The sequence below is a fragment of the Stieleria marina genome, from assembly GCA_007741555.1.
In the GTDB taxonomy this organism is placed as follows: Bacteria; Planctomycetota; Planctomycetia; order Pirellulales; family Pirellulaceae; genus K23-9.
In genome coordinates this window covers 3811310-3827751 of the sequence record CP036526.1, presented here as the reverse complement: position 1 = coordinate 3827751, position 16442 = coordinate 3811310, and the positions used below count along the sequence as shown (strand labels likewise).

At 55.0% G+C, this 16442-nt stretch carries 12 protein-coding genes; 9 read left to right on the top strand and 3 right to left on the bottom strand.

Annotated features, from left to right (window positions below):
* Positions 1 to 32 precede the first annotated feature (32 nt).
* The 5 genes from K239x_RS13650 (at position 33) to K239x_RS13630 (ending at position 7593) form a co-directional block, all read left to right on the top strand.
* On the top strand, positions 33 to 1937 hold the full coding sequence (locus K239x_RS13650) for a hypothetical protein (protein WP_145418605.1): 1905 nt from the start codon (positions 33 to 35) through the stop codon (positions 1935 to 1937).
* Positions 1938 to 2065: 128 nt separating this feature from the next.
* Complete coding sequence (locus K239x_RS13645) at positions 2066 to 3016, top strand: TIGR01777 family oxidoreductase (protein ID WP_145418604.1); 951 nt, start codon at positions 2066 to 2068, stop codon at positions 3014 to 3016.
* Between the two features lie 105 nt (positions 3017 to 3121).
* Positions 3122 to 4738 carry an outer membrane protein assembly factor BamB family protein gene (locus tag K239x_RS13640; protein WP_145418603.1) on the top strand — a complete coding sequence of 539 codons (1617 nt, stop codon included), beginning with the start codon at positions 3122 to 3124 and terminating at the stop codon, positions 4736 to 4738.
* Positions 4739 to 4805: 67 nt separating this feature from the next.
* The gene (locus K239x_RS13635) at positions 4806 to 6758 is read left to right on the top strand and encodes a dienelactone hydrolase family protein (RefSeq protein ID WP_419190024.1); all 1953 of its coding nucleotides are present in this window, start codon (positions 4806 to 4808) and stop codon (positions 6756 to 6758) included.
* Positions 6759 to 6855: 97 nt separating this feature from the next.
* On the top strand, positions 6856 to 7593 hold the full coding sequence (locus K239x_RS13630) for a class I SAM-dependent methyltransferase (RefSeq protein ID WP_145418602.1): 738 nt from the start codon (positions 6856 to 6858) through the stop codon (positions 7591 to 7593).
* 67 nt (positions 7594 to 7660) lie between these two features.
* Here K239x_RS13630 and K239x_RS13625 read toward each other — a convergent pair whose 3' ends face one another.
* The gene (locus tag K239x_RS13625) at positions 7661 to 8863 is read right to left on the bottom strand and encodes a hypothetical protein (protein ID WP_145418601.1); all 1203 of its coding nucleotides are present in this window, start codon (positions 8861 to 8863) and stop codon (positions 7661 to 7663) included.
* A gap of 137 nt (positions 8864 to 9000) precedes the next feature.
* Entirely contained in the window at positions 9001 to 10218 is a 1218-nt protein-coding gene (locus K239x_RS13620; protein WP_145418600.1) for a hypothetical protein, read from the bottom strand.
* A gap of 274 nt (positions 10219 to 10492) precedes the next feature.
* On the opposite strand from K239x_RS13620, the gene K239x_RS13615 reads away from it, so the two are divergent.
* The 4 genes from K239x_RS13615 to K239x_RS13600 all read left to right on the top strand — a co-directional run bounded on the left by K239x_RS13615 (position 10493) and on the right by K239x_RS13600 (position 15156).
* Positions 10493 to 11749 carry a putative sugar nucleotidyl transferase gene (locus K239x_RS13615; protein ID WP_145418599.1) on the top strand — a complete coding sequence of 419 codons (1257 nt, stop codon included), beginning with the start codon at positions 10493 to 10495 and terminating at the stop codon, positions 11747 to 11749.
* A gap of 66 nt (positions 11750 to 11815) precedes the next feature.
* Positions 11816 to 12826: an N-acetyl-gamma-glutamyl-phosphate reductase gene (argC, locus tag K239x_RS13610; RefSeq protein ID WP_145418598.1), complete on the top strand. Its 1011-nt coding sequence runs from the start codon at positions 11816 to 11818 to the stop codon at positions 12824 to 12826.
* A 98-nt stretch (positions 12827 to 12924) separates the two neighbouring features.
* On the top strand, positions 12925 to 13842 hold the full coding sequence (locus tag K239x_RS13605) for a DUF6807 domain-containing protein (RefSeq protein ID WP_145418597.1): 918 nt from the start codon (positions 12925 to 12927) through the stop codon (positions 13840 to 13842).
* 15 nt (positions 13843 to 13857) lie between these two features.
* Positions 13858 to 15156, top strand: coding sequence for a Gfo/Idh/MocA family protein (locus K239x_RS13600; RefSeq protein ID WP_145418596.1), 1299 nt, complete (start codon positions 13858 to 13860; stop codon positions 15154 to 15156).
* 201 nt (positions 15157 to 15357) lie between these two features.
* On the opposite strand, the gene K239x_RS13595 is transcribed toward K239x_RS13600, so the two are convergent.
* The gene (locus K239x_RS13595) at positions 15358 to 15945 is read right to left on the bottom strand and encodes a peroxiredoxin-like family protein (RefSeq protein WP_145418595.1); all 588 of its coding nucleotides are present in this window, start codon (positions 15943 to 15945) and stop codon (positions 15358 to 15360) included.
* Positions 15946 to 16442: the final 497 nt, after the last annotated feature.

The following is a 16442-nucleotide window of genomic DNA, read 5'->3' as shown; positions in this document are numbered from 1 at the left end:
ACCAATCGAGCGAGCGTCACTGACGACTTGAAATGCCAGATACGTCTCAGAATTCCAAACCGTCGCAATCATTTGATGATTTGAAGGACGAACTGGACGAAGTCTATCGAGCTAATGAGCGCACCGCCGACCTTTATGATCAGGCGGTGGCCGAGCGAAACAAGCTGGCCGAGGATTGCGAATCGCTGCAGGAGAAACTGGAGTGCTTGGAAGCCGAAGTCGAAACGGCTTCGCACCAGCGAGAACAAGAGCTTCAACAGACCACCAGCAGGTTGGAAGCCGAAAAGTCACAGCTCCAGACTCAGCTAGGCCAGCAGCAGTCCGACAACGCAAAGTTGTCTGTCGAACTATCTACGGCTACGACGCAAGTTAGCGACGCGGATTCGTGTACTGCGAGCCTGAAAACCGAACTGGGACAGGTGGAGTCACAGCTTGAGCATCAAATACAGGAATCGGATCGTCTGAAATCCGAACTGACTTCGCACGGCAACGAGTTGGAAGAGGCGTTGAAACGCGAACAACAAGTTTCGGGCGAGAAGCGGGCATTAGCCAAGCAGCGCGACGAACTGGCCAGCATACTCGACGCGGCCAACACGCAAAAGCAAGCGGCTCAGCAGGCAGCTGATTTGGCCAGCGACAAGGCGGTTTCGCTATCGAGTCAGAACCTTTCTCTGCAGCAGTCGACGTCGAAGCTGGAAAAGGAGATCTCGCGACTCGCTGACGAATTGATCCAACGGGATGCCGAGATTGCGAGTGTTCGCGACGCTCATCACAATCTCAACCGTTCGCACTGCAAACTGCAGGCTGACCACGATCAAGTTGCCAGCGAAGCCGCGACTCGATTGCAACAGTGGGAAATAGCCCGCGGCCAAGTCGATGCACTGTCGCAGGAGAAATCATCACTTGAGTTGCGTCTTCAGTCCGCTGCCGATTTAGCGAGCCAGCAAACGAAGCAGATCGCCTTCATCCAAGGCAAACTGGGTGATCGCGATGCCGAGCTTGCAGACCTTCGTTCTCAACTGAGTCATTCGCAGTCCGAGTTGGAACAAGTTCGCGTAGATCAAAAACTGTCGGCCGGGTCGGCTGAGCGATTGATGCAGACGCTGCAGGCAAAAATCAGACGTTTGCAATCTGATCTCCTTGCCAACGCAAAGGCTGTTGAACAACACACCGTGCAGCGTGATTTGCTCGAGAGTGAGTTGTCGGTCTCAGTGAAGAAACTGCAACAGACCGAGGCGCTGCTTTCAAATTTTGTCGCGGAACTGGAGCGTGTCGGACGAGAACGAAGAGAGCAGGACGCTCTGATTCTGCAAGTTCGTTCCGAGGCAGCAGAACAACAGGTCCAGTCGGCTCAGCATGTCGATCAGCTTGAACAGCAACTCATCACGCTTCGGCAAAGTCTGGCGGAGAGTCAGTCCAATCTGGAGCACGAGAGGTCCCTCTACGCCAAGCACTTGGCCGAATCATCATCGGATGCTGCCGATGTGACTCAAGAAACGGAGACTTCTGAGGACATCGACCAAGCGAGAACGCCCTCGGACGAACAGCTCGAGATCGAACCATGCAACGATGATCGAACGACTCCGCCTGAATCAGTTCATGTCACCCAAGAACCTGAAGTCGCTCCCGAGCCAGTGCAAGTTGCGGAGCCGACACGGACTGACGATGACTTGACGGTGATCAAAGGAATTGGACGCAAGATTAAGGAGCTGTTGTCCGCCAATGGGATCGATAGCTTTCGATGTTTGGCGTCGATCGACTCTGCAAAGTTGGAGCAAATCTTGAAAGACGCCGGCATGAGTCGCAAACGGCACGATCCCGCGACTTGGGCGGAGCAAGCCGTATTGGCCGCGGACGGAAAGATGGAACGGCTGAAAGAACTGCAACGAAACCGGGCAAAGAGCTGGGTGACGCGTTGTGTGCGACCGGTTCACTAGCGCTTCCGACTTTCGCTGGAAGCAAAGTTCGCAGAATCTTTCAGGGTTTCGACTTTCCGCTGGCAACGAACGGTCTGAATTGCGGTTAAATCCGTAGACAAACCGTACCGGCTTGGGAGTGCTCTGGCATGCAGGAATTGGACAACAAGAGGATTGTGATCGCGGGTGGAAGTGGTTTTCTGGGCACGTCGCTGGCCAACTACTTTGCCGCACAAGGCGCTCAAGTCGTCGTTCTCTCGCGTAAGCGGCCGGCCGTGTCTGGCAATTGGGAAACTTGCATTTGGGATGCTCGAACCTGCGGCGAATGGCTGTCTCGGATCGAAGGCGCCGACGCAGTCGTGAACTTAACTGGCCGCACCGTCGACTGCATCAAGACACCCGATCATCAGGACGAAATCCTGCGTTCGCGAGTCGAATCGACGCGTGCGCTTGGCCTCGCGATGCAGGCGGTCGATTCGCCGCCGTCGGTTTGGTTGCAAATGAGTACAGCGCACATCTATGGAGATCCTCCGGCGTTAGTCTGCGATGAAGATTCCGCCACAGGCCTGGGTTTTGCGCCGACGGTTGGCCGGGCTTGGGAGTCTGCATTCTACCAAAGCCGTCTGCCCAGCCAGCGTGGCGTCGTCATGCGAACGAGCTTCGTGATCGGGCGTGACTTGGGAGCCGGCGGCGGAGCGATGTCCAAACTGGCACTGCTCGCACGACTTGGTTTGGGTGGACGTGTTGGGAGTGGTAGGCACGGGATGAGCTGGATTCACCAATCGGATCTCAATCGGCTTTTCGCACATGCCATCACCGACGCCAGTATGTCCGGTGTTTACATTGCGTCTTCTCCGAATCCGGTGGCTCAAGTCGACTTCATGCGGGCACTACGAAAATTTCTCAAGATGCCGATCGGCCTGCCAGCTTTCGAGTGGATGGTTCGTATCGGAGCCCCGCTGTTGATGAACACGGACGCCGAACTTGCACTCTACGGACGATACGTCGTGTCCAAACGCCTCCGCGACCAGGGTTTTACGTTTCAGTTCTCCGATTTGAATGATGCACTGCGTGAGCTTTATGCAAAACCTTGCGACTAAAGAATGAACGTTCGAATCAAGTGCTGCACAGGGCAATGGATTCTGGCTTAGACTGATGCGTCAAACGGTTCGCAGTCGTTCTTTCTTTAGTTTCGTGTTCAGAAAATGCAATTCATTCGTACTCTCTTTGGATTCCTGTCGCTCGTTTGCTTCGCCGGCAGTGCAACCACAATGCGGGCTTCGGAAAACTGGCATCAAGCGGCCGGCCCAAACGGAAATTGGCAGGTCGAAGGTGATCCGCCCACTCGCTGGAGTGTGACGCGCGACGAGAACATTCGCTGGAAAACCGCTTTGCCAGAGGCTGGCATGAGCAACGTCAGTGTCTGGGGCAACCGAGTCTTTGTGACGACGCACGTGCCGATCGAACGTCCTGAATCCAAGATTGCGGTCAAAGACATCCTGGGCATTTGTCTGGACGCGGACAGCGGAAAAATTCTGTGGCAAGTCACGCTTCCAGGCAAAGTGTCGATCTCATTGGCCGGAGGCTTCACCGACGGAACCGTGTTTGCGCCGATTTGTGACAAAGAACACGTCTGGTTTTTCAATCGATGCGGCGCGATGGGCTGTTATGATCGCGCTGGCAACCAAGTGTGGATTCGCGGATGGACGCCGCGATTCAAGCACAACAATCGGCAAGCAGAACCCTACTTGGTTGGCGACGCAATCCTGTATGTGGAAGTCGCCAACAAAGACTCAGGCGCCAAGATGCAAAAGTGGTCTTCACCCGGCGTCAAATCCAAGTCGATTGACGTTCCCGCCGGCGTAGATGAGCGGGAAGTTTGGACTTATCTACATGGCATCGACAAACGAACGGGAAAAGTCCTGTGGCGCGAAAACGTCGGCACGTCGGTTCACAACACGCCGACGGTTGGTGTCACGTCCGATGGGAAATTGGCTGTCGCGCACGCTCGCGGTGGACCGCATGGTCCGTTGGAAAAACCCGCCGGACAGAGTCTGACCAGCTTAGCGGCGGGAGAAGAGGGGACTTCGATTTGGAGCGTGACGCTTCCCAGACTGGATCCTTCGTACGCATGCCACTGGAACTCGCGTTATGTGTTTGGATTTCAATCGGGAAATCACATTGTTTTAGACACACGCAGTGGCAAACTGATTCGCAGATCACCTCTTTACGCCGACGCAGCGGTTTGGAGCTTTGATGAAAAGACCAGCGATTGGTCAAAGCAGTTGCACGTCGCAGTGAAAGCGGGAAAGGGCCATCCCAATACCAATCAGGCCAACTTGGTGGTGAGCGACTGGCATTGGTTCCTATCGCACAACGTGCACTACCTCGGCCGCGTCAACGTCGAAACCGGCGAAGTACAGTACTTGGAATTACCCGCCCAACTGATGGCCAGTCGCGAATCGAGAAACAAGGATGTACTGCTTTGGAAAAAAGGTAATCCCGACAATCGGCCGGTCAATTCAAACGGTTTCTCGGTCGGTGACAAAGGCCATAAGGGAACCGGCTGGGGACATATTTCGGCGGCCAGCCCCACACGGGTTGGGCGATATCTTTTCCTGCCAGTAGTGACGGGCACGGTGTACGTGATTGATACAGAAACCGAAACGCTCGATCCAAAATCCATTGCCGCAATCAATGACCTCGGTACCGGCGGTGAGACATGGACGTTGGCGTCGCTGACATTTGCGAATGATCGGCTCTTTGCGCATACCATGAAAGAGATCGTCTGCATCGAAAACGATGTAAATTCCGATCAGTAGCGTCCCCTTTTTGATCAGTGTCGCTGTGACCGATTCCACGTTCGAGTGACGCACACGACTTTCCACAATGAATCAATCGAACATGCGCGTAAAAACGGTTGTCTGTCTGCTGGCGTTTTGCTGCCAGAGTTTATTCGCAACGCTTTTGATCGCTCAGCAATCCGACACATTGCCGGTGCTGAGCCCGGGACAGACGATCGACGACTTTCAGGGCATGTGGGCGGGATTTGATCCGCGAGCGGAATCGCTGCAAGTGGAAACGGTTCGCGAGTGGGAAGAAGACGAAGTGGTGTTGCGGATCGTCCGATTCCAAATTGGCGTGTTCAAAGGCAAAACCGCCAAGCTTGCCGCTGTCTATGGATTTCCCAAGCAAGCCTCAGCCGACGCAAAGGTGCCGGGCTTGGTGCAGATTCACGGCGGCGGTCAGTTCGCTGACTACAAAGCCTGTCTGTTGAACGCAAAGCGAGGCTATGCGACGGTTTCGATCGCCTGGGCCGGTCGCATTTCCGCCCCCGGCTACCGTGTTGATTCCCGCATCGTGAAGCTTTTTTGGGACAACAAAACAGACGATCCGGACTACAAGCTGACGACCGACTGGGGAGCAGTCGATGGATACCACGCTCCGAGTCGAAACCAAGGCAATGTGTTCCCGAGTGCAAAGAGTGCCGCTTGGACGATCGACGATATCGAATCGCCTCGTAACAGCGGCTGGTATCTGGGAGCGATCGCGGCGCGGCGTGCTTTGACTTTTCTGGAACGCCAACCCGAAGTCGACGCGGAACGACTGGGCGTTTACGGTCATTCGATGGGTGGAAAGTTAACAGTCATGGCTTCCGTTGATGCGCGAGTCAAGGCGGCCGCGCCGTCGTGCGGAGGAATTAGCGATCGCGACAACGATAGCCCCGTGTTTCGTGCGACCTTGGGTGACGATGTCAGTCTGCGGCACGTCGATTGTCCCATCATTTTCCTGAGTCCCGCCAACGATTTTCACGGACGTATCAATGACCTTCCCAAAGCGATTGATGAACTGCCAACCAGTCAGTGGCGACTCACCTGCGCGCCGCACCACAACCATCAAGACGTGGCACAATACGAAGTCGCCACGTTGCTGTGGTTCGACCAGCATTTGAAGGGTTCTTTTCGATGCCCCGCGACACCCGACACATCGCTTGATCTGAAAACGACCGACGGTGTTGCTCAGCTATCCATTCGTCCGGACGATACGCGGACCATTTTGTCGGTGGACGCTTTCTACACACCGCACGGGAAGAGCGACGACGAACCGGAAGATTTTGAAAACACCAAACACCGATTTTGGCATCACGCACCAGCCAGCCAGTCGGGCGACCACTGGACCGCAAAACTGCCGGTCGCCAAGGTGGACCAACCGCTTTGGGTTTACGCCAATGTGCGTTACGCGCTGGACCAACCCGTCAACGGCGCAGGCTACTACTACCGCGAATATTCAGCCGACTCTTTCAATCTCTCGTCGCTGTTGAAGATGGTATCCGCAGACGATTTGCAATCCTCCAGCGTTAGGCCGACGCTTCAACCGGCCCGCACGATCGAAGACTTCGGTGACGATTGGGACAAGGAGTGGTTTACTTACCGAAGCGAAAAATGGGCGCGTTCAACTCACAAGCTCTACAACGGAATTTACCAACCCAGTGAAAGCGACCAGCTTTCGATCCAGGTTCGCTGCCAAAAACCCAACGAACTGATCGTGATGCTCGATGGTTTCGCAGCCGAGGTTGCCCTGCAAGGAAACAACGCATGGCAGATCGTCCGACTTTCGCCACAGGATTTCAAAGATTTTGACGGCAACGGTCGTCAGAACTGGAACGGAATCAAGCGGCTGACACTAAGCGATTCCGAACGCTTAAAACCCGAGCGAGGTGACAGCCGACCGTCGCGTATCGTTGGTGAGCCGTGGGAAGGCGAAGATGCCGAGTTCCGAAATTTATGTTGGACTGACGCTTCAGCAGAAACCAAGACTCTGCCTGCCAAGCACGCTCAATAGCCATCGCTTTACGAAAAAGAGATGCGAACCTATCCGTGTGCACGCCCCTCTTAACTAGTTTGCACTGAAATCCTTCTTCTGCCTCACTGCTTAAACCATGAAAACTCCCGACCAAGTGAGTCTAGAGAACAAGTCATCACCCGACGATATCTGCAAACGCTTTGACGGGGACGTGGAGCGATTCAGTAATCTGGAAACCGGGCAGTCGGCAACAATCGATGCTCCGCTCGCGATGGAGCTGATCACGCAAGCCGCCGTCGCGGCGACAAGCAACATTCAGCGCGTGCTAGACATCGGCTGTGGTGCTGGCAACAACACGATCAAACTTCGCCAAGCATGCGGTAAAGACTTTGAATCGGACCTATTGGATCTTAGCGAACCAATGCTGGAGCGAGCCGAGCAACGCGTTGCCGACATGGGCGCAATAGTGGTCCGGACTTGGCATTGTGATTTTCGCGACGCTGACTTACCAAACGAATCATTCGACGTCGTTTTGGCAGCGGCGGTGCTTCATCATTTGCGTGACGATGACGATTGGCACGCTGCGTTCGCGAAGATTCACCGATTGCTGAAACCCGGAGGTTCGGTTTGGATCACTGATTTGGTTTCGCACGAATCGTCTGCCGTTGGGAAGATGATGTGGGGGCGGTATGGCGACTACCTGACGGCCCAGGGCGGCGAAGACTATCGCGACTCGGTGTTTGCGTACATCGACCAAGAAGACTCGCCTCGCCCGGTCACTTTCCAACTGGAGCTGTTGCGTCGTGTTGGTTTTCGCGACGTCGAACTTCTGCACAAAAATTCGTGCTTCGCCGCGTTCGGTGCGATCAAGTGATTACGGAGCCAGCGACTGATGCTGGCTGGCATAGCGAGAGAATGCTTTAGCGGCCCGTCCAGCTGATCTAGCGTTTGATTGATTCGCCGCGTGGAAGCCACTTGGCCATCGCAACGTCCGACTCCAGTTTCAGCTTGCCTTGGCAACGCATCTCTTCGCCTTCGGCTTGCAGCCTGACATGCACGATCACTTCATCGCCAGCTGGTTCGATGTCCTGCCACTTGATCGGAACATGCAAGCCATCGACTGGGAGCGAACGGACAAACTTCTTGACCTCTTCAACCGAAAACTCCCAGCGGCCGATTTTGGCAACCGACGAATCTTGTGTCGGATCCAACGCGACGATCGTCATCGAGGCATCAATGTCGAAATCATTCAGATTCAGAATGCGACCGTTCTCGTCGACGACGTTTACGACCACCCATAAGCCGTCCACCTCATCGTCTTCGTCAAACTGATGTGCCGACGATAAACTGGGGTGCAGCTGGATGTGGTCCGGGCTGACCGGCTCTGGCAAAACGGGCTGCGAATAATTGAGCGAAGCGTCCAATAGCTCGGGCAGTTCGACTTTGCCATCAGGCACGTCGTCTCGCGAACCGGGCAGCGGTGGTGGTTGAAGTTTTCCTGGTTCAATTGGCGGAACTTTGAATGTCTCCGGTCCAGGGGGCTCGGCGATTTGAGGCGCGGGCAACTCACCCGATTCCTCCGCCGCTCGCTTGGGGGCAGGCAGCGTGTCTGATTCGTCAATTTGATCAGGCTGCGGCGTTTCGATTTGGTCGACGTTTGGGCTGGGCGATGGCTGAATGTAGGGCACCGACGGCAGTGACGAATCGGGCATGGCCGGTGGTTCGTCGACAATCGACTCGCTGGAATACGACGGCATTGGCTGATCCGACAACGGTATCGGATCGGATGCCTGCGGCGAACCGAATACAGGCGGCGGCAAAACAGTCGGTCCGTACTGGAGAGGCCCTGACTCACTCTGAATGGATGATCCTCTGTGGCCCGACGCATCGGCCGGCTCGCAGTCGGATTTCACGCGTTTCAGTTCATCTCGCAAAACACGATTCTGATAGTCGGCATCGTAGAGTTGGTCTTCGAGGACCCGGACTTCGTTGGACAATTTTGCCGAGTAGACTTCACGTTGGATCGGAGCCTGACATCCCAAAGGAGCCATCACGAGTGCAAGCAGGAGCGTCGTCAGCGTGCGGCTGATTTTGCACTTGGGCGTGCGACTGACAAAGAGCGGTACGAGTGCGCGAGCGTTCACGAAGTGTGCTGTTAATCCGGGACGTGAGTTGATTCAACGTGGAATAACTCAGCGATTAGCAAGCTTGAGGGTGGTAGGTCAACGCCAGAGACAAATTGATCGCCAATCGCTTGCTATCAATGGCAGGCCTGCAAAGCTCAGTTCGACACCGATTGGATCAATTCCGCTGCCGTCTTGTAGGCGGCCGAACGCGTGGCTTGATCGGAAAAACCCAGGCTATGCTCGCGAAAGATCGTTCGTGGATCGGCTTGCAAATCATGAAAGCCGGCTTGTCGCGGATCAATTCCGTGATGATGCAACAACAACGCCAAAGCCACATCGCCGACTTGGGTGCGAATCTTTGCTTTTCGAGATGCGATCAACGTCCAGACGTGTGCCGTGCGATCGTCGCCAATCCACTGTCGAAGCAATTCACGTAAATCCGATCGCTTCAGTTTGGATGCACACAACAATGCCATCGAATGCGCAGATGCGCTGGCGAATCGATCTCCGAGCACTTGGTCGCACAAAGCCCGAGCCTGCTGATCGCACTGATATTTCAAAGCAATCAACATTCGCTCGCGCTGCAATCCAGTGCCCCGGTCCTTGGCGATCCAGTTTCCAACCACGCGGCGCAGAACCGCTGCCTCGCCGCTATTGCCGATTTGCGGCCCACCCTCGTTTTGGCTCAAAACCAGCATCGTCTGGGTGGACAAACCTGCCAATCCAAGGGGGAGCGTTCGATCGTCCGCGCAGAGATGAATTGTCCAGAGTACCGCATCGTCTGCGGCAATCGTGTGCGGATTCAGCAGTCGAGCGAGTTGCCATCGAGGGTAAGCGGGAGTGTTTCGGTGCAGCACCGAGTCGCGTTTTGTGACAGGATCGTATTGAGCAAGTAGCCGAATCGCAGCATCGTGTTGACGCAGTGTTTTTGCAAACAATCGTCGCGCGTCCAAATCGCTTCCGGCCATTTTGCGATAACGGTTCCAAAATGGCAAATCAATCGCATCGGCCGCGACCGTCACATCCATCAATCGACTCAGTTGACGTTCGACTTCGGCGAGCTCGATTTCGAGAAGAAGGCGACTGGCGTTCTCGTGGATCTCCAGAATCGGAGACTTGGTCGCCTGTACAATTGCTTGTACCGAGTATTCTTTGGTCTCAGGGCTCTGAGTCAGTTCAAAGAGTCGTCGCTTGGATTGACGTCGAACGGTGTATGAATCGTGGTCCAGTTGCGTCACCAGCCGATCGATGGACGAGAGGTCCCCCGTGGCGAGTTCGTCAGCCGACGTTGCTGTCGTCATCAGGCTCAGCAACACACCGCAAAGGCAACCGCCAAAGTAGCTAGCCCCCAATTTGCGCTGCCGTAGAAACATGTAGACGCCGTCGCTATCGAACGGTTTCCTTTGTGTGGTTGACTCTGGGGGAGCACACTGCAAAACGCATCCCGTCGCAGCGGCTTTGTGGCAGCAGCAGAAACCTGCTCGGCGTGGTGCTCTGACAAGCTCTAGTGCACTCTAGTTGCGAATTCTGCACACTACCGACTGCAAACAGGTTTTTCAGGGTTACAGACAGGGGCCTTGATTTGGTTAAACTGCGGCACCGGCACAATCGTTATCGTCCGCTCTTACTTATCACCCTGCCTGGCTCATGCAGACCATTTGCTTCGAAGATCAATTTGTCGATCGACTTCGCCCCATTACGTTGTCGCGGCCTGCCTACGCGATCAATTGCGCCAGTTTGACGCTGTTGGATTGGCTGCAAGAACTTCCTGGCAACCTGACCGTCGACGTGCGGCCGCATTTGGCGACGATCGAACGGCTTGACCGTAAACTGGAGGCTCCCGCGAATGCCAGCGACCCAGGTGGCGTCGTCTTGGTCAACGCCCGGATTGTCCCCAAAGTGGAACTAGCGTCGCTGCTAAAGACGCTTTGCGAATCAGACGAATCGACGGCCATCTTTGACGAAGAAGACGGCGTAGTTTTGTTGGCCCGAATCACGGCCGCGGACATTGCTTCGCAGCAGTCCGCGATCGACCAAGCGGATTCGGTCACAGCTGGCCTGATCGAAATTGCGGCCACTCTCGGTCGATCCGAAACATCCGTCGAAGTACTGCGACACCCGCATGAAGTCGTCTTTCACCACATGGCGTTGATGCCCGACGCGATGCAGTGGCGTTTGGAGCACGGGGACTACAAAGAAACGGCCGATGGCGTTTTTGCCGCGGAAGGTGCGACGCTGGGTAATTACAGCGTCGTGGATACTTCCGAAGGTCCTATCTTGCTGGACAAAGACGTCGAAGTCGGACCGTTTTGCTTCTTGTCCGGACCGGTCTACGCGGGGCCGCGTGCGCGGGTGCTGGAACATGCCGCGTTGAAAGACGGCGTCGCACTCGGGCACACCACCAAGATCGGCGGCGAAGTCGAAGCGTCCGTGATCGAACCTTTTACCAACAAACAGCATCATGGTTTCTTGGGACACAGCTACCTGGGCAGCTGGATCAACCTGGGCGCGGGAACCTGCAACAGCGACTTGAAGAACACGTATGGTAAGATCAACATGACTTACGGTGACAAAAAGATTGCCACCGGCATGCAGTTCTTGGGGTGTATCATCGGCGATTATTCCAAGACCGCGATCAACACCAGTATCTTTACCGGCAAAGTGATCGGTGTGTGCAGCATGCTGTACGGTTTTGCGACCGAGAACGTGCCCAGCTATGTCAACTATGCAAGGCTGTTTGGACAAACGTCGCTGCTGCCTGCCGACGTGATGATCAATACGCAACAACGTATGTTCGCGCGGCGTAAAGTGCAGCAACGCGAATGCGACATGCAGTTGATTCGTGACATGTACAGCTTGACCGAAAGCGAACGGGCCGAAGCGATCGAACACGACGGTCTGTAGGCGAACGGGCGTTCGCAAAACGACTTGTCGCGTCTGATAACATTTAACCACTACACTGAGAGTTTCATGACCATTCGAGTAGGCATCGTCGGCGCGACGGGATACACCGGCTTGGAAGCCATCCGTCTATTACTGAGCCATCCGCAAGCCGAAGTGGTGGTGGCAACCAGTCGTGCCGACGCCGGAAAACCGATTGCCGAAGTGCATCCCATGCTCGCCGGTCGCCTTGATTTAGAACTGACGCAATTGGACGCGTCTAAGATCGCCCAAACATGCGACGTCGTGATGTGCTGCCTGCCGCACGGAGCGTCCGCACAAACGGTCAAGGAATTGGTGCAACACGGGACACGCGTGATCGACTTCAGCGCGGACTTTCGTTTGTCCAATGTTCCGTTGTACGAAAAATGGTACGGCGTCACGCACCCATGGCCAGAACGAGTCGGCAAAACGGCTTACGGAATGCCGGAGTTCTTTCGCGACCAAATTCAAGACGCCGACGTGGTTGCCAATCCCGGTTGCTATCCCACATCGGCCATTTTGCCTCTTGCGCCTTTAGTGCAAAACGGCCTGATCGATGCAAGCGACGTGATCGTCGACAGCAAAACGGGCGTCAGCGGCGGAGGTCGGTCAGCGAAGCTGGCGATGTTGTACTGCGAGACCAACGAATCGATCGCGGCTTACGGCGTTGGCAATCATCGCCATCAGCCGGAGATCGCCGATCTGGTGCAACGGATCAGCGGCACCGAACTGGACGTGACTTTCACGCCCCACTTAGCGCCGATGAGTCGTGGCATTTTGTCGACCATTTATACCAAGCCGAATCAAGCGTCTGCCAAAGATGTCATGCAATGTTGGCAGGACACGTATTCCGATTCCGTGTTTGTTACCCCCGTCGATCATTTGCCGGCAACCAAGCATGTTGCGGGAACCAATTTTGTGCAGATGACTGTCCGTGAAGCCGGCAAACGTCTGATCCTGATTTGTGCGATCGACAACTTGGCCAAAGGCGCCAGCGGAGCGGCGGTGCAAAACATGAACGTCATGTTCGATCAACCGGAGTCAACGGGATTGAGTTAATCATTTGTGTCGATGCGTTGCTCGCAAGCATGCAACTGACATTCGCTGCCGCTACAATGGTGCCGTGTTAGCGAATCGAACCTGCAAGCAGATGACAAATGTTTACCCGATCACCTCGATGCCAGATTGTGCCACTTCCTGGTCGCCAGGTCGCTTTTGGCATTGATGGTCGCGAACGGTTGCGGTGGCATGCAGGAAGCGATGTGCCTCGCCCATTTTTCTTTCCGCTGATCGGTCCATCCGGATTGCCACTGACTCGGATGGGACACCCCGGTGCACCGGACCACGATCATCATCGTTCGATTTGGTTTGCGCACCACAAAGTGATGGGCATCAATTTCTGGGGCGATGCCACCGATGCGCAAATCCGCCAAGAGGAATGGCTGGCTTACGACGACGGTGACGACGCCGCCAAAATGGCCTGCCGCCTGGCGTGGTACGACGGCCACGATCCCGCACCTCTGGTCGATCAACAATTGATCGTGTCTGTCGCACCCGACGATGCTGACGGAGTTCTTTTTGAAATCCAAACCTCTTTAAAATCCGTTGCGGACAGCCTCGAGTTGGAACAAACCAATTTTGGTCTGTTGGCGGTGCGCGTCGCAAAATCCATCTCGGCCCGATTCGGCAACGGTGTTTTGACCGGATCCAGTGGACAGTCGACCGAAAAGTTGTTGTTCGGAAAACCGTCGGCTTGGATCGACTACAGCGGATCGATCGACGCGGATGTAACGGAAGGCATCACGTACTTTGACCATTCCTCCAATCCTACTTACCCCAGTAAATGGCACGTTCGCGATGACGGATGGATGGGAGCATCCATCTGCCGCGACGCCCCAGTGATGCTGACCAAGAACGATCCGCTGACCCTCAGATATTTGCTACACGCTCACGCTGGCGCAATTGACATGACATCTGCCAATTCAATTGCGGACCGTTTCAATTCCAGCACCTCCCTCCGCGTTGGACGTGGCGGCAAGCCACATCATCGCAACTCCATCTCCAGACTCCCTTAGTCAGGCAATTGCCGAATGAACTACCAATCAGATCGCCGAAATTTTCTTAAAGCAGGTGCGGGCATCGCGGCAGCCGGCGGATTTACCAATGCAGCGCGCACCGGATCGGCTCAAGAAGCCGAATCGTCCAGCGAAAAAATCGTTCTGGGAATCATGGGCGTCAATGGGCGAGGCAAAGCCATTGCTCGCGGCATGATGGCTCAACCTAACGTCGAAATTGGCACGATCTGCGATGTGGATCGCCGCGCGGCAGAGTTGACGGCCAAACTCGTGGCAAAGGATCAAGGTACGGCGCCCAACGTCGTCGGCGACTTTCGCAATATCTTGGACGATGACAAAATCGATGTATTGGTGTGCGCTGCGCCAAATCACTGGCACGCTCCCGCAACCATTTTGGGTTGCAAAGCAGGCAAACACGTCTACGTCGAAAAACCCTGCAGCCACACTGCCGAAGAAGGCGAGATTGCCATCGCAGCGGCTCGCAACAACGACCGTGTCGTGCAGATGGGAACCCAGCGGCGCAGTTGGCCTGCCTTGGTCAAAGGCATCGGCAAAGTTCACGACGGCGCAATTGGCGACACCCTTTATGCACGTACTTGGTACAACAACCGGCGTGGCCCCATTGGCAAAGGCAAAACAACAGCGGCTCCCGAATGGTTGGACTGGGATCTCTGGCAAGGCCCCGCAGCGCGTCAGGAGTTCAAGGACAATGTCGTGCACTACAACTGGCACTGGCATTGGAATTGGGGCAACGGCGAACTTGGCAACAACGGTGTTCACGGCATTGACGTGGCACGCTGGGGTTTGGGCGTGACCTATCCCGAAAGCGTCACCGCCACCGGCGGACGATTCCGTCACGACGATGATCAGGAAACTCCTGACACGATGATGGTTTCGATGAAGTTTCCCAATGAAAAGATGATCACCTGGGAAGGCCTCAGTTGGTCACCGCTGGGAGCGTTGGATGCATCGTTTGGAGTCAGTATCCATGGCACCGAAGGTTCGATTGTCATTCGTGGGTCCGGCTACACGCTGTACGACATGAAAAACAAAGAGATCGAAACCGAAACGGCTGACGGCGGCGACGCAGATCACTTTGCTGATTTTCTGGACGCCGTTCGAACGGGCCGCAAACCCAATGCCGATATCGAAATTGCTCACCAAAGCACGTTGCTTTGTCACTTGGGCAACATCGCCTATCGCACCGGAAGCGTCGTTAAGACGGATCCCGCCAACGGCCATATCGTCGACAACGCGCACGCCCAAGACTTGTGGGGCCGCGAGTATGCCGAGGGCTGGAAACCCAAAGCCTAAGACCTTACGAGGCGTGACCACGTGGTTCCCAGCTAAGTCATTGCGCAAATAGGTTCTATCATCGCCGCGTGGACCTAGGTCTTTCGACACTCGCCCGCGCTGTTGTTCAGCTGGGACACTTCTTCACAGCCAACCGCAAAGTCAAATCGATCAAACTTCGATGCAACCGATCGACCGCTACGCTTGCCTTGGCAAGAACGCTTAGGGCAAGTTGGCCACCACGGTGGACACGTCGGCACGGTCGCCATGCGAGACCACGGTTTTGCCAAAGACCAGCTTCTGTTCTTGGTCGACTACAAAGGTAGACGGATAAGCTGTCTCACGCGGAGCTTCCCAGCGAAGCCCCCATGCATTGGTGAATTTAAAATCCGGATCCAGCACGAAATGATAGTTGTCCGGAAATGATTTGCTCCCAATAAACTGCTTAGCATGCTCATCGAGCTGACTAGCCTCACCTGGATAGATCATCACAACTTGGACTTTCGATAGCGCCGACTTCTTGCTCAAGAATTCACCGACTTGTCGGTTGCACATTGGACATTGTTTCCCATACCAGCCTCGAAGCACGAGCATCACGACGGGCGACTCCTTTGTCAGTTCCTTCAGCGAGACCTTCTCTCCCTTTAAATCCACTAGTTCAAAATCCGGGGCAACTTCACCGACCTTTGGTGGATGCGGAGGCTCTTTGCCTGGCGTTGCTTGACGACGTCGCTGTGCTTGAGCGGTTGACGAAAACGTAACGGCCGCCAAAAGCAGCAGTAGCCCAAAGGTCGCGAAATGGTTTTTCATGGGTCGTCTTTGTAGAGGGATTGTTTTGTTCAGATATGGTTGCGTTCAGGCAGTGGTTCATTCTTTGATATAAATGTCCAAAGAGTAGAAATGTACGCCATGTCTGCATCAGTAAAGAATTGGACACCCGTTGAACCCGCAGGCGAATCGGAAGTTTCGTTGCAAAATGGTGAGGCACATCTGATCGACGATGCGTTGTAACAGAGCGTTGACGGTCGCGCACACCGGCTTCGGAGACTCAAACCCGAAAAGCTCCGCGGCAGTTACTTAGGGGCGTTTACGAATCGGCAATTAGAGCAATTTGGTCTCAAATGTTTGAACCAGGCAAAGTTGCTCTGCTCCAAACGCTGAATTGGTAATCTTTCAGTTGAGAGCTAGCCAGCGTGCAACGCCCAGCTTTTGGGCCTCTATTTTGTGCACCAGGCTCAGGGTCTCAGCGATGGCCTAGAAAAACTCCGTCGACGATTTTGGGAGAGGAATCACGGCAGGATCAAATG

Bases quoted from the DNA above. Each gene is read 5' to 3' on its own strand.
- K239x_RS13650 (WP_145418605.1), top strand. From the start codon at position 33: ATGCCAGATACGTCTCAGAATTCCAAACCGTCGCAATCATTTGATGAT.
- K239x_RS13645 (WP_145418604.1), top strand. From the start codon at position 2,066: ATGCAGGAATTGGACAACAAGAGGATTGTGATCGCGGGTGGAAGTGGT.
- K239x_RS13640 (WP_145418603.1), top strand. From the start codon at position 3,122: ATGCAATTCATTCGTACTCTCTTTGGATTCCTGTCGCTCGTTTGCTTC.
- K239x_RS13635 (WP_419190024.1), top strand. From the start codon at position 4,806: ATGAATCAATCGAACATGCGCGTAAAAACGGTTGTCTGTCTGCTGGCG.
- K239x_RS13630 (WP_145418602.1), top strand. From the start codon at position 6,856: ATGAAAACTCCCGACCAAGTGAGTCTAGAGAACAAGTCATCACCCGAC.
- K239x_RS13620 (WP_145418600.1), bottom strand. From the start codon at position 10,218: ATGTTTCTACGGCAGCGCAAATTGGGGGCTAGCTACTTTGGCGGTTGC.
- K239x_RS13615 (WP_145418599.1), top strand. From the start codon at position 10,493: ATGCAGACCATTTGCTTCGAAGATCAATTTGTCGATCGACTTCGCCCC.
- argC (WP_145418598.1), top strand. From the start codon at position 11,816: ATGACCATTCGAGTAGGCATCGTCGGCGCGACGGGATACACCGGCTTG.
- K239x_RS13605 (WP_145418597.1), top strand. From the start codon at position 12,925: ATGTTTACCCGATCACCTCGATGCCAGATTGTGCCACTTCCTGGTCGC.
- K239x_RS13600 (WP_145418596.1), top strand. From the start codon at position 13,858: ATGAACTACCAATCAGATCGCCGAAATTTTCTTAAAGCAGGTGCGGGC.
- K239x_RS13595 (WP_145418595.1), bottom strand. From the start codon at position 15,945: ATGAAAAACCATTTCGCGACCTTTGGGCTACTGCTGCTTTTGGCGGCC.